Source organism: Pedobacter sp. R20-19, from assembly GCF_000708265.2.
Classification (GTDB): domain Bacteria; phylum Bacteroidota; class Bacteroidia; order Sphingobacteriales; family Sphingobacteriaceae; genus Pedobacter.
In genome coordinates, this window is record NZ_JCKI01000001.1 from 68,822 (window position 1) to 81,307 (window position 12,486).

The 12,486-nt window shown below is 35.6% G+C and carries 13 protein-coding genes; 8 read left to right on the forward strand and 5 right to left on the reverse strand.

Annotated features, from left to right (window positions below; all coding sequences use genetic code 11):
* Nucleotides 1-75 precede the first annotated feature (75 nt).
* The 4 genes from AN34_RS00305 (at nucleotide 76) to AN34_RS00320 (ending at nucleotide 3,226) form a co-directional block, all read left to right on the forward strand.
* A complete protein-coding gene (locus AN34_RS00305) occupies nucleotides 76-1,164 on the forward strand; it encodes an alginate lyase family protein (protein WP_051666089.1) in 1,089 nt (362 codons plus the stop codon).
* A 50-nt stretch (nucleotides 1,165-1,214) separates the two neighbouring features.
* Nucleotides 1,215-1,721 (forward strand): GbsR/MarR family transcriptional regulator, encoded by a 507-nt coding sequence (locus AN34_RS00310; protein ID WP_029281107.1) that lies wholly within the window; start codon nucleotides 1,215-1,217, stop codon nucleotides 1,719-1,721.
* Between the two features lie 102 nt (nucleotides 1,722-1,823).
* The gene (locus tag AN34_RS00315; RefSeq protein WP_197285460.1) at nucleotides 1,824-2,273 is read left to right on the forward strand and encodes a hypothetical protein; all 450 of its coding nucleotides are present in this window, start codon (nucleotides 1,824-1,826) and stop codon (nucleotides 2,271-2,273) included.
* Between the two features lie 5 nt (nucleotides 2,274-2,278).
* Entirely contained in the window at nucleotides 2,279-3,226 is a 948-nt protein-coding gene (locus AN34_RS00320; protein ID WP_029281111.1) for a TIGR01777 family oxidoreductase, read from the forward strand.
* Between the two features lie 54 nt (nucleotides 3,227-3,280).
* Here AN34_RS00320 and AN34_RS00325 read toward each other — a convergent pair whose 3' ends face one another.
* The 3 genes from AN34_RS00325 to uvrB all read right to left on the reverse strand — a co-directional run bounded on the left by AN34_RS00325 (nucleotide 3,281) and on the right by uvrB (nucleotide 5,956).
* The gene (locus AN34_RS00325) at nucleotides 3,281-3,535 is read right to left on the reverse strand and encodes a DUF4834 family protein (protein ID WP_029281113.1); all 255 of its coding nucleotides are present in this window, start codon (nucleotides 3,533-3,535) and stop codon (nucleotides 3,281-3,283) included.
* Nucleotides 3,536-3,648: 113 nt separating this feature from the next.
* Nucleotides 3,649-3,846 carry a YwbE family protein gene (locus AN34_RS00330; protein WP_029281115.1) on the reverse strand — a complete coding sequence of 66 codons (198 nt, stop codon included), beginning with the start codon at nucleotides 3,844-3,846 and terminating at the stop codon, nucleotides 3,649-3,651.
* A 67-nt stretch (nucleotides 3,847-3,913) separates the two neighbouring features.
* Nucleotides 3,914-5,956 (reverse strand): excinuclease ABC subunit UvrB, encoded by a 2,043-nt coding sequence (gene uvrB, locus AN34_RS00335; protein WP_029281116.1) that lies wholly within the window; start codon nucleotides 5,954-5,956, stop codon nucleotides 3,914-3,916.
* A gap of 172 nt (nucleotides 5,957-6,128) precedes the next feature.
* Here uvrB and AN34_RS21850 point away from each other — a divergent pair, with 172 nt between their 5' ends.
* Complete coding sequence (locus tag AN34_RS21850; RefSeq protein WP_231625459.1) at nucleotides 6,129-6,611, forward strand: ATP-binding protein; 483 nt, start codon at nucleotides 6,129-6,131, stop codon at nucleotides 6,609-6,611.
* A gap of 38 nt (nucleotides 6,612-6,649) precedes the next feature.
* A complete protein-coding gene (locus tag AN34_RS21855) occupies nucleotides 6,650-7,291 on the forward strand; it encodes a DUF4143 domain-containing protein (protein ID WP_231625460.1) in 642 nt (213 codons plus the stop codon).
* Between the two features lie 71 nt (nucleotides 7,292-7,362).
* Here AN34_RS21855 and AN34_RS00345 read toward each other — a convergent pair whose 3' ends face one another.
* Both AN34_RS00345 and AN34_RS00350 read right to left on the reverse strand, forming a co-directional pair.
* Nucleotides 7,363-9,738: a M1 family metallopeptidase gene (locus AN34_RS00345; protein ID WP_029281118.1), complete on the reverse strand. Its 2,376-nt coding sequence runs from the start codon at nucleotides 9,736-9,738 to the stop codon at nucleotides 7,363-7,365.
* Nucleotides 9,739-9,742: 4 nt separating this feature from the next.
* Entirely contained in the window at nucleotides 9,743-10,330 is a 588-nt protein-coding gene (locus AN34_RS00350) for a HupE/UreJ family protein (protein WP_029281120.1), read from the reverse strand.
* 217 nt (nucleotides 10,331-10,547) lie between these two features.
* Between AN34_RS00350 and AN34_RS00355 the strand changes: the two genes are divergently transcribed.
* Together AN34_RS00355 and AN34_RS00360 are read left to right on the forward strand one after the other, a co-directional pair.
* Entirely contained in the window at nucleotides 10,548-11,054 is a 507-nt protein-coding gene (locus AN34_RS00355; protein WP_029281122.1) for a DUF6702 family protein, read from the forward strand.
* 132 nt (nucleotides 11,055-11,186) lie between these two features.
* Nucleotides 11,187-12,467 (forward strand): hypothetical protein, encoded by a 1,281-nt coding sequence (locus AN34_RS00360; protein ID WP_029281124.1) that lies wholly within the window; start codon nucleotides 11,187-11,189, stop codon nucleotides 12,465-12,467.
* Nucleotides 12,468-12,486 lie beyond the last annotated feature (19 nt).

Here is a 12,486-nt window from a genome sequence, read left to right on the forward strand (position 1 = left end):
AAAGGAATAAATTAAATGTGAGTAGAATAAAAAATTAGTTTTGCATAATCAAAACTTCAATTCAATCCGTTTATTATGAGAAAGTTTGTACTTACGATGCTAATATTTAGTTCTTGGTTGAGTGTTAAGGCTCAAATTGTAAGTTTAAACAAGGAAGAACTTAGTACTTTAAAGGCCGAGATTACAAACAATCCGCAGGCGAAGAAAATATATGCAAGCTTGCAAAAATCCACAACGATTTATTTAAATCAAAAGCCCAATCCTATTGATACCATAAGAACCGAGGGCTTATTAAAAGGCGACCCCAAAAAGGACAAGACTAAATTGGCCCTGCCTGACATGAATAAAATGTTTGCGCTGGCATTGCAATACCGACTCACAAATGATCGTAATTATTTAAATAAATGTATTTCATTTTTAAGTGCCTGGGCTAAAATTAATCATTCTAGTGGAGATCCGATTGATGACACCAACCTGGATAAAGCCATTGAGGCATATGATCTGATTAAAAATGACATTCCTTTAGCTGATAAAAAAAACATTGACGACTGGTTAAGCGAAACCGCCAAGGCGGAAATCAACAGTAAGCGTATGAAACCAGGAAAAGCGACTGCCATTAATAATTGGAATGCACACCGGCTAAAAGTAGTTGGAGAAATTGGATATGCGTTAAATAACCGTGAATTTATTGACTGGACCATAGATCATTTGAAAAGCCATATCAATATTAACCTATATGCCGATGGAAGCAGCCTGGATTTTAAACAAAGAGATGCCTTGCACTATCATCTTTACGATTTGGAACCCATGTTAAAACTTGCTATTATCATTAATCGGGGAGAAGGTACTAATTTTTACACCTATCAATCCCCTAACGGCTCTTCAATTAAAAAGTCTGTAGATTGGCTAATTCCGTATATCACAGGAGAAAAGAAACACGAAGAATATGTTAATACAACCGTTAAGTTTGATCATGACCGAGCCATGAATCATGAACCAGGTTTTGCAGCCGGAACGTTATTTGAGCCCAAACTTGCTATACCACTTTTAAAATCTGTAGTTTATTTTGATCCAAAATATCAAACCCTGCTTTATCAGCTATTGGATGGTCAATCAGATATAAATCTATTTGTAAATAAAATTAAGATAGAAAACATAAAATAAATAAACTTTCAATAATTTTTGAAAGTTTAATAAAATCATTATCTTTGTTTATGGAATTAGCAGCAGCCAAATTAAAATTTATCGAAGCCTGGGGAAAATTAGGCTCCGAATGGGGAATTAACCGCACCATGGCGCAGGTTCATGCTTTATTACTGATCTCTCCGGAAGCTTTAACCACCGAAGAAATTATGGAAAATTTAAGTATCTCCAGAGGGAATGCCAATATGACCTTAAGAGATTTAATAGGCTGGGGACTTATCGAAAAACAGCACAAGGCAGGTGAGCGAAAAGAGTATTTTTTTGCTGATAAAGATGTTTGGAACATTGCACGCCAGGTGGCTAAAGAACGTAAAAAAAGGGAGTTGGAGCCTGTACTAAAAGTGTTAAATGAATTATCTGCTGTTACAGGTGATGAAAAAGATCCCGAATTGATCACATTTAAAAAATCAGTTGCTGATATCAACAAACTCGCGGGTAATGTTGATAAGACATTGGAAACCATGTTAAAAGCCGAAGAAAGCTGGTTTTGGGGATCGGTATTAAAGGTTTTTAAATAAAGCTAAGTAAAATAGAATACAAACATAAGCCTTATATGATTATACGGCTTTATTTTTTAATCCAACCTTTCATTTTTTACTGAAAGTTTTAAAATTAAAGAAATGAAAACACTTCAGAAACATATTAGTTATCGTATTGCATATTTGTTATTCACATGGTTAGTTACGGCTTACATTCTTACTGCCTATGCACATTTACTTACCGATTATGTTCCTTTAGGAGGAAAATACAGGGAGTACCTGATTTGTGGCGGGCAGATAATTTTTCAAGGGCTAATTATTCTAGTCTATAAAAAAGAAAAGTTATGGGATTATCTGGGCAATATGATGACAATATCTTTTGCAGGATCAATTTTGCTCACACCTGGACTCATCGTTAATCATTTCATTGACATTCATCCTGTAATGTATATACTCTATTTTCTGTTGGTTGCGGGACTGATGTTTTTGGAACACATTAGAAGGAGCAAGTTGCTGCAACTAGGCTGGCTAATGAGTATCACCTGGGCCATTTATCGCCTAATTGTTTTAGGATTAATCTTTAATATTTAGAAATCATGAGTTATCAAAAAATTATTCTGGCAGGAGGAAATGGATATCTGGGTGGCTTATTGGCCAAACATTTCAGTAGCATCGCAGAAGAAGTAATTATCTTATCCAGAAAACCTCAGTTACAAAAAGGAAATATAAGCACCATTCTTTGGGATGGAAAAACTGCAGATACCTGGGTGGAAGAATTAGAAGGTGCAGACTTACTGATTAATTTATGTGGAAAAAATGTAAACTGTCGTTACACATACAAAAACCAAAAGGAGATCATCAATTCTAGAGTAGTGCCTACCCGTTTACTAGGAAATGCAATTAAAAATTTAACGAAACCTCCCAAGCTCTGGATTAATGTAACATCTTCCACTATTTACAGACACGCTGAAGATCATCCGCAGGATGAATATACTGGAGAAATAGGCAGTGGATTTTCTATTGATGTTTGCAAAGCCTGGGAAAATTCTTTTTTCGAAACAGAATTGCCACAAACCAGAAGAGTAGCTTTAAGAATGGGTATTGTATTGGGTTTGGCGGATGGTGCTTTCCCGAGGTTATTAAACCTGGTAAAGTTTGGATTAGGCGGAAAACAAGGAGACGGTAAACAATATGTTAATTGGGTACATGAGCAAGATGCAGTTCGCACCATTGAATGGCTATTTAATCAAAATGAAATAAATGGCGTTGTGAACTGTACAGCACCACACGCGGTCACTAATAACGAGCTGATGCAAACAATCAGAAAAGTTTATGGGATCTCATTTGGTTTACCTACACCGGCATGGTTGCTATCCATTGGCGCAGCAATTATCGGTACGGAAACAGAACTCATTTTAAAAAGCAGATGGGTTAAGCCTGCGATTTTACTTGATCACGGATTTGAATTTCAATACGGCAAAATAGATGAAGCTGTACAGGATATTTTAAGCTTTAAAACCTATAAGGTCTCTCAGACCTTATAGGTTTCTTAAAAAGGTATTATACTAAAAACCCTGAAGCAGGTTCAGGGTTTAATACTATTGTTTAACTTCTTCGTAATCTACAAAATCACCAAGTTTATCGGTTTTACCCGTTTGTTTTGGCGGCATGTAATCTATAGAAATCGAACCTTCGGGTTTCGATCGTCTTGGCTGCTGTTGTGTCTGGCCGCTTGCCTGTTGTTGCATTTTGCTCGCCAGGTTACCAAACAGCATAGGTAATATTAGCCGAATCAACATTCTGATGATCCAAAGTACTAATATGGCTATGAAAATGAACTTTATTAATCCCATTCCTTAATTTACTGTTATTACAAATATAGACGTACGAAGATTTATTTTGTTACTTTTTACGCCTTTGATTGCATTTCCATTACAATAGTTACGTAATAATGCCTGGTTAAGTTTTATTCTGCTACAATCTCAGCCACCCGGCCAACCTGACCATCATCTAATCTTACTTTGATTCCACGCGAGTGAAATGCAGATGAAGTCAGTAAATCTTTAACTATGCCATAAGTAATATTACCAGATCGCTGATCCTTTTTTAAGATGATTCCAACTTCTAATCCTGCGTAAATATCTTTTCTGTTTTGCCCGTTCATTATACTGTGCTTGTCTTTGGCAAATTTCTACATTTTGGCAGGAATTCGAAATTTATCTTCAACTATTTTATTTTCCAAACTTCTCTGCAAACATTTTCTCTAACGCAAACATTTCATCACGCAATTTTGCTGCCTGTAAAAAGTCCATATCTTTTGCTGCTTTTTGCATATCCTTTTTAGTGGTATCTATAGCTTTCTGCAATTCGCTTTTCCCCATGTATTGCACAATAGGATCTGCAGCAATGCTAATTTCAGCATTTTCTACATAAGCCCTGGCTTTATTATCGCTTGCTTTTTGTGAAAAATCTAAAACAGATGTTTGTTCCAGAATGGCTTCACGAGATTTACCTACTGTTTTAGGCGTAATGCCATGCTCAAGGTTATAGGCAATTTGAATATCCCGACGGCGATTAGTTTCTGAAATTGTTTTTTCCATACTCTCGGTTATTCCATCAGCATACATAATTACCCTACCCCGATCATTACGTGCAGCACGGCCAATGGTCTGAATTAAAGACTTTTCTGATCTAAGGAAACCTTCCTTATCAGCATCCAAAATTGCAACTAAAGTAACCTCTGGCAAATCCAGTCCTTCACGCAGCAGGTTAATTCCAACCAACACATCAAACTCTCCTAAACGCAAACCACGAAGAATCTCGACACGTTCTAATGTTTTAATTTCAGAGTGGATATATCTTGTTTTAATATTTAATCTATCCAAATATTTTGTAAGCTCCTCAGCCATGCGCTTGGTTAAAGTGGTGACTAAAATACGTCCGCCTTCTTTAATGGTGATGTCGATTTCATCTAAAAGATCATCCACCTGATTAATAGCTGGTCTGATTTCGATAACCGGATCCAGTAAGCCTGTTGGTCGAATGACTTGTTCTACTACCACACCTTCTGATTTTTCAAGCTCATATTCTGCAGGCGTAGCACTTACATAAATGGTTTGCGGAGCAAGGGCTTCAAATTCATTAAAGTTGAGCGGGCGGTTATCCAATGCAGCGGGTAAGCGGAAACCATATTCTACCAGCGATAACTTACGCGATCTATCTCCACCATACATGGCCCTAATTTGTGGAACTGTTACGTGACTTTCGTCAATCACCATCAAATAATCATCAGGAAAATAATCCAAAAGACAGAAAGGACGCATCCCTGGCGTTCTTCCATCAAAAAAACGAGAGTAATTCTCAATTCCGGAACAATAGCCCAGTTCCTTCATCATTTCAATATCGAAGTTGGTCCGTTCTTCCAAACGTTTGGCTTCCAGTAAATGCCGATCAGCAATTAACTGATTTTTTCTTATTTCCAGTTCTTCCTGTATGCCCCATATCGACTGATTGAATCGGTCCTTTGGCGTAACAAAAAGATTTGCCGGATAAATGGCCATATCTTCAAGTTTTTCAATTGTTTTGCCAGAAACCGGATCTATGGCAGAAAGTTCCTCAATATCATCACCAAAAAAAGAAATGCGATAAGCGTGGTCAAGATAGGCTGGATAAATATCAACCGTATCACCTTTAACCCTGAATGTACCTCGTTTAAATTCTGTAGTAGTTCTGGAATACAAAATTTCTACAAGGCTGTGTAAAAAAGCATTTCTTGAAATCCTTAAGCCTACGCCAAAACGGAACACCATTCGTGAAAAGTCTTCTGGATTTCCCATACCATAAATACAGGATATAGATGAAACAACAATAATATCACGCCTACCACTCATTAAGGAGGAGGTAGTACGCAAACGCAGTTTTTCTATTTCTTCATTAATACTTAAATCTTTTTCGATATAAGTATTGCTTGAGGCGATAAAAGCTTCTGGCTGATAATAATCATAGTATGAAACAAAATAGTTGACAGAATTTTCTGGAAAGAAGTTCTTAAATTCTCCATAAAGCTGTGCGGCCAGGGTTTTATTATGGCTTAAAATAAGTGTTGGCTTTTGTGTTTGCTCAATTACATTGGCTACCGTAAACGTTTTCCCAGAGCCTGTAACACCTAATAAAGTTTGATAATGTTCGTTAGCATTTACACCATCAACCAGCTGCTTAATAGCGCCTGGCTGATCTCCTGTAGGCTGATATTCGGATGTGATCTTAAATTTCATGTGTAAATCAAATGTACGATTTTAGGGCTTAAGAGTTAAACAGGCAAAAGTCAGGAATGTTTCTTTTATAGAAATGAAGAGAACCAATTAGGAATAAAGTTTATGTAAATTCAAAATAGAAGTTATGTAAATTCAAAATAAGAAGATGTATTTGTATTTAAATTAATAAAATATGTTTGTTAATAGGCAGATAACACATATAATAAAAAAGCAACAATCTAAATTTCCTATCTTATCTTTAACTGGCCCAAGGCAGTCAGGAAAGACAACTTTATTAAAAGAGTTGTTTAAGGATTACAGATATATTTCTCTTGAAAATCCCGATATACGTGCTTTTGCAACGGATGACCCTAATGGTTTTTTAAATGAATATAGTGTGAATGTAATTCTGGATGAAGTACAACGCATGCCTTCGCTATTTTCATATATCCAAACAAAAGTAGATGAAAGTAAAAAAATGGGACAATATATTCTCTCTGGCTCTCAAAATTTTCATTTATTAAATAGCATTACGCAAACCCTGGCAGGAAGAGTTGCATTATTTAAATTATTTCCATTAGATTTTGAGGAATTAAAAGCAGTAGAATTATTAGAAAACGACTTCCGAAAGCACTGTATAAAGGCTCTTACCCTGCTATATTTGATCGGGATATAGATCCGAAAGTATTTTACACCAACTATATTCAAACTTATGTGGAAAAAGATGTAACAGAACTTTTAAATGTAAAAGATTTAAAAGCCTTCAGAACATTTTTAGGCTTATGCGCCGGAAGAACAGGTCAGCTATTGAATATTAGTACTTTGGCCAATGATTGTAATATATCTCAACCAACTGCGAAGTCATGGTTATCCATATTAGAAAGCAGTTACCTGATTTTTCTGTTGCAACCATTTCATCAAAACTTTAATAAACGCCTCGTAAAAAGTCCTAAGTTATATTTTTATGATACTGGCCTATTATGTTACTTATTAGGAATTAGATCTCCTGATGAGATTATATTAAACAGACTTAAAGGAAATTTATTTGAAAATCTGATATTAGCAGAATTGCAGAAAAAAAACTACCATCAATACAAACATCTTGACTATTATTTTTGGCAAGACAGTAATGGAAATGAAATTGATATTTTGTTAAAAAACAATGGTGGTTTTGATGTTTTTGAAATAAAAGCGACTGAAACTATTTCTGCAGAACTATTTAAACAAATGGATAGATTCAGCGATTTAGCCGCACCAGAGGAAGTAAAAAAAACATTAATATACGGCGGAAGGCAAAACCAAAACAGAAGTAAATACCAAGTGCAATCCTGGAAGGACATTTCTTTACAAGAATAAGCAGTACATAAAACATCCTCGCTAAAATCATTCAGCGAGGATTTTTTTTATGAGGCAATAACTGTTAATATTTACTTACCCGCAGCGACTTTCATTGGGTTTAAACCAACAGACTGCCCCCTCACTGTGCCTCCAGCTTTAGCTTTAAATGTTTTAAACTTGCTTTCTTTAGCCTTTCCACCCCAGGTATTATTTGAGGTATCAATATCAGCAGTTTCTCTTAATGGATCGATCAGAATGGATTCAACTTCTTTATCTTTTACATAAAATTTAGAGGTTTTCAGCTCGTTGTGTCTCCAGATTTGCGCAGGAATCCGATCTATTTCTTTCGTTCCGTCCTTATATGTGAATTCTACAATAATCGGCATGACCAAACCTCCTCTGTTGCTAAAGCTCAATTCGTATAAAAACTTATTTTTATACTTATCCTGCACTGAATCCGGCACGGTTTCTAAAGACATCCCTGTTTCTACTTTGTTGGTTAATGTGGTATCAACACTAACTAAACCCCTATCATATTTATAATAAAAATCTTGTGCAGCAGGATTTTTATCGGCGTAGAAATTGTCTTTTCGCTCTTCGCGGTTTCTTATTTTTGAAATATCTTCAAAAGCATTTACAGCAGGTTTATCAATTTTAAGCATCCTAGATCTTGCTGCAGGTACTTCCTTCGGAAAATCAGCTTTAGCAAATTTCACACTATCCAATGCAATATCACAAGGATCGGTTCCATAAAACCATCCTCTCCAAAACCAATCTAAATCTTCGCCACTGGCATCTTCCATGGTACGAAATAAATCAGCTGGCTCAGGATGTTTGAAAGCCCATCTTCTGGAATATTCTTTAAAAGCATAATCAAATAATTCTCTACCCATAATCGTTTCGCGAAGGATATTCAAGCCAGTTGCTGGCTTAGAATAAGCATTCGGACCAAAACGAGCAATATTTTCTGAGTTGGTCATGATTGGTTCCAATTCATCCTTTGGTAATTTCATGTAATCAACAATGGTATATGCCGGGCCTTTTTTACTTGGAAATTTGTTATCCCAAAGCTCCTCTGTTAAGTATTCAACAAAAGAGTTTAACCCTTCATCCATCCAGGTCCACTGGCGCTCATCACTATTTACAATCATTGGAAAAAAGTTATGGCCAACCTCGTGGATAATTACTCCCAGCATACCATTTTTAGTACTTTCGCTATAGGTTCCATCTGCATCTGTACGGCCATAGTTAAAACAAATCATTGGATACTCCATTCCATTTGCAGCTTCAATACTTTGTGCAACCGGATATGGATATGGAATAGTGAAATCAGAATAGGTTTTAATGGTATGTGCTACCGCTCTTGTAGAAAACTTACTGTATAAATGATAAGCCTCTTTACCATAAAAACTCATGCACATTACCGTATTATTATTTGCCTGAATTTTTTGTGGCATGGCATCCCAGATAAACTTACGGGAAGATGTCCATGCAAAATCACGCACATTATTGGCATTAAATACCCAGGTTTTTTTTGCTGTTGATTTTTTAGTTTCGGCCGTTTTAGCTTCTGCTAAGGTTTGAATTTCTACCGGGGCCATAGCTGTTTTAGCTGTATTATATCTGCTTAACTGAGTAGGGGATAAAACAGCACTGTAATTAATACATTCGCCGGTTGAACCCACCAAATGATCAGCAGGAACAGTCATTTGTACTTTAAAATCTCCAAATGTCAAGGCAAATTCTCCTCTGCCAGTAAACTGATGATTCTGCCATCCCTGAAAATCGCTATATACACACAAACGTGGGTACCATTGTGTCATGGTAAATAAATAGTTTCCATCAGCCGGAAAATATTCATAACCTCCGCGGCCACCCACACTCATTCTATCTGTTATTTTATAATTCCAGTTGATGTTGAAGATGAACTTTTGTCCGGTTTTTAAAGCTACTGGCAAATCTACCCGCATCATGGTTTTATTTACCGTGTATTTTAAATTTTTACCAAGCGCATCAGTCAGTTTGGTAATGTTAATTCCATCGCCATTATCTCCCTTGGCACTTAACTGATCTAAACTTTGTGTTGTTCCAATTGCTGGCATTTTAGTGGCATCCTGGTAATTGGCACTTTTACTGGTGCTATGCTCATTTTCATCCAATTGCAACCAAATATAAGTTAGAGGATCTGGCGAGTTATTCGTGTAAGTAATGGTTTCAGCACCCGTTAGGAGTAGATTTTTCTCATCCAGTTCACACTTAATGTTATAATCGGCACGCTGTTGCCAATATTTTACACCAGGCGCACCACTTGCAGTTCGCTGCTCATTTGGCGTTGGTAAAATGGTACCCAATTGCTCAAACTTATTTCCATGGTTACTACCAGGATTATTCTGAATGTTTTGAGCCATGGCCAGGCTTCCAGAAAAAAGCAGCAGGCCAGATAATGTGAATAATTTATTTATCATTCTTTTAGTTAAAAGGAATTCTCTCTAAAGCCATTTTTAAAGCCAGGCTAAACACGGCTGCTGATATAAATAGAACCCAGCTGATTCTTTTTATTTTGGTGTAATTGAAAACAATAAATGTAACGATCAAAATGATTAGTACCATAAAAACCTGACCAGCTTCTAAGCCTACATTAAAACCAAACAAACCCCATCCAATATTTTGATCTTTTGCCAGCATCATCCTGATCGAATTTGCAAAACCCATTCCATGGATAAGGCCAAACCCCAGAGCTAGAAAATAATTTACCCTTACAGATTCCATGTTAAAATTCTTCCTGAATAAATTACTTAGCGCAGTGATTACAATAGTACATGGAATTAAAAATTCAACCCATTTACTATCAAACCTAATGATATCTAAAACACTTAAAAGTAAGGTAGCTGAATGACCAATGGTAAATGCCGTAACAAGAATTAATACCTGCTTGATATTGGTATAACTGTAAATAGCTACAAGGGCTAAAATAAAAAGCTGATGATCCAAAGCATCAAGGCTTATAATGTGTGCCCACCCTAACTTAAAGTAAAAAATAAAATCCTGTAAAGGCATGAATTAATTAGTTTTGATGAAAGCGAGGGCATTTAAAGATATAAAATTATCTATTTTACCGGATAAAATTCAACGTACATTAAAAAAGAGCAGCAAAACACCAAATTTGTTACGCATTTTGAAATTGAACCGCTTAATAAGAACCGTTAAGCACACAAATCTCCTCATGATAAGCACATTTATATCCTTAACTTTGCTTTCATAACTTGATAGTTTTATGTTTAAACTTAAATACCTTCTACCATTATTACTTTTTATTTATATCAATCTGGGCGCAGGATTAAAACACCCACTTCACGTAAGTACTACAGAAGTAAGTTTTAATGCAAAAGAAAAATCATTGGAAGTTAGCTGCAGGATATTTACTGATGATTTTGAATCAATTTTGGTTAAATTATATAAGAAAAAAACTGATCTATCAGCACCTGCCATGAAGGATAAAATGGATGAGCTGGTAAAAAAATACTTAACCAGTCACCTTCAAATTAAAGTGAATGGTAAACCAATGGCTTTGAAATATATCGGTTTTGAAATCGATCATGAGGCAACAAACATTTACCTGGAAGTTGATCAGATCTCATCATTTAAAACCGCCGAAGTAACCAACACGATATTATATGATCAGTTTGATGATCAAATGAGCATCGTACATCTTGTAAATGGGAAAGTCCGCAAAAGCAGTAAAATACTTTTTCCAGATAAGACCTTTATGGCAAACTTTTAGATGTATTTTTTGTAATTAATATTAAATTGACGTTAATATCGTTAACTTTAATATCCCGTTTACATGAATTTCATCTCTGTGGGAACACTATTAATAATCTTAGTTATACATTGTTCAATGGTTTAAATAAGTATGAATTTAATTGTATTCTCTACAATTCTAACGCCTCGGATAAAATATATCTTTAATTTTATTTTTAAAGATATCCTTAAAACAGAGGTTGAATTTACAGGAAATAGTCAGCATTTTTTAAATAGCGTACAAGCAAAAATAAGTTATGGCGATGCTCCAATAGCTGATGAATTGTTTTTTAAGAGTTCCCATTTACTCTTTTCTAATAAACTGGAAGAATTTAAAATTAAAACCATTCCTTTTGGAGAATACCAGGCGCCTTTTCCTGTTGAAAATTCCATTTTACCCTTCGATGTTTTTGCTGCCTCATTTTTTATAGTGAGTAGATATGAAGAATACCTTCATCATCAGAAAACTGACGAAGACTTTACTGCAAATAAGAGCTATCAATTTAAATGGAAAATTTTGCAGCGCCCTGTTATAGATGAATGGGCTTTAATTTTAAGGAATATCATCCAGACCAGATACCCTCAGGTTAAATTTAATGAAAAGCACTTCGTTCAGCAGCCTACCATTAACTTTAATATTCCAGCAAGCATTCCGACTGGCTTATTAAAAAAAGCAAAGTTTTTCATCAATACATTTTCCAGCAAAGAGAACAATTTTATAAGTGCCAAATTTGATCGCTTAACAGGCTTGGAAGTCCAAACGGAAGATGTATTACCTGAAATCGCTATACGTTTAGCCAAAAAAAACATTAGCCCGGTTTATTTTGTGGCTTTCCCTAACATTCCAGATGATTATATTAGTACGGATAACGTTTCTCAGGTTCTGAAGAACGGATCTGTAGGCTTATTGAGACCTTGTTCAGGTGATCAACAGAAAATCAGCAACATTAAAGCTGGTTTCTCCAAACTCAAAAAAATTCTTCCGGAGCAAATAAACCTGTATAGCCAACAGCTTGAAGTGCTAAAATTTCCAATATGTTACCTTAATCTCTTAAACAGTTCAGTAATTTCTGATTATTCTATGGGTTATGCTGAAACTCCAGGATTTCGTGCAGGTACCTGCACTCCTTTTAGCTGGTATGATCTGCAGTTGGAAAAAGTTACGCCTTTAAATGTGAAATCATATTGTTTAACAGATTCAGCACTTAAGCAGCTTAATTCTATGGAAGCTAGAGAAGTCATCGAGCGTTTAGTTGGTTCAGTGAAATTTGTAAATGGAACGTTTATTAGTAGTTGGCAACTGCGAAGCCTTTCTAAACTCCTCAAATACAAAGCACTTAACATTGCGTTTAATCAGCTGCTAGAATACGCAGGAAATCCGCTTACCAATTGATTTTGCAGGCGATAGGGAG

Excerpts from the sequence above, each read along its gene's own strand:
- AN34_RS00360 (WP_029281124.1), top strand. The coding sequence starts at position 11,187 with ATGAATTTAATTGTATTCTCTACAATTCTAACGCCTCGGATAAAATAT.
- uvrB (WP_029281116.1), bottom strand. The coding sequence starts at position 5,956 with ATGAAATTTAAGATCACATCCGAATATCAGCCTACAGGAGATCAGCCA.
- AN34_RS00305 (WP_051666089.1), top strand. The coding sequence starts at position 76 with ATGAGAAAGTTTGTACTTACGATGCTAATATTTAGTTCTTGGTTGAGT.
- AN34_RS21850 (WP_231625459.1), top strand. The coding sequence starts at position 6,129 with ATGTTTGTTAATAGGCAGATAACACATATAATAAAAAAGCAACAATCT.
- AN34_RS00325 (WP_029281113.1), bottom strand. The coding sequence starts at position 3,535 with ATGGGATTAATAAAGTTCATTTTCATAGCCATATTAGTACTTTGGATC.
- AN34_RS00345 (WP_029281118.1), bottom strand. The coding sequence starts at position 9,738 with ATGATAAATAAATTATTCACATTATCTGGCCTGCTGCTTTTTTCTGGA.
- AN34_RS00350 (WP_029281120.1), bottom strand. The coding sequence starts at position 10,330 with ATGCCTTTACAGGATTTTATTTTTTACTTTAAGTTAGGGTGGGCACAC.
- AN34_RS00310 (WP_029281107.1), top strand. The coding sequence starts at position 1,215 with ATGGAATTAGCAGCAGCCAAATTAAAATTTATCGAAGCCTGGGGAAAA.
- AN34_RS00330 (WP_029281115.1), bottom strand. The coding sequence starts at position 3,846 with ATGAACGGGCAAAACAGAAAAGATATTTACGCAGGATTAGAAGTTGGA.
- AN34_RS00355 (WP_029281122.1), top strand. The coding sequence starts at position 10,548 with ATGTTTAAACTTAAATACCTTCTACCATTATTACTTTTTATTTATATC.
- AN34_RS00320 (WP_029281111.1), top strand. The coding sequence starts at position 2,279 with ATGAGTTATCAAAAAATTATTCTGGCAGGAGGAAATGGATATCTGGGT.
- AN34_RS00315 (WP_197285460.1), top strand. The coding sequence starts at position 1,824 with ATGAAAACACTTCAGAAACATATTAGTTATCGTATTGCATATTTGTTA.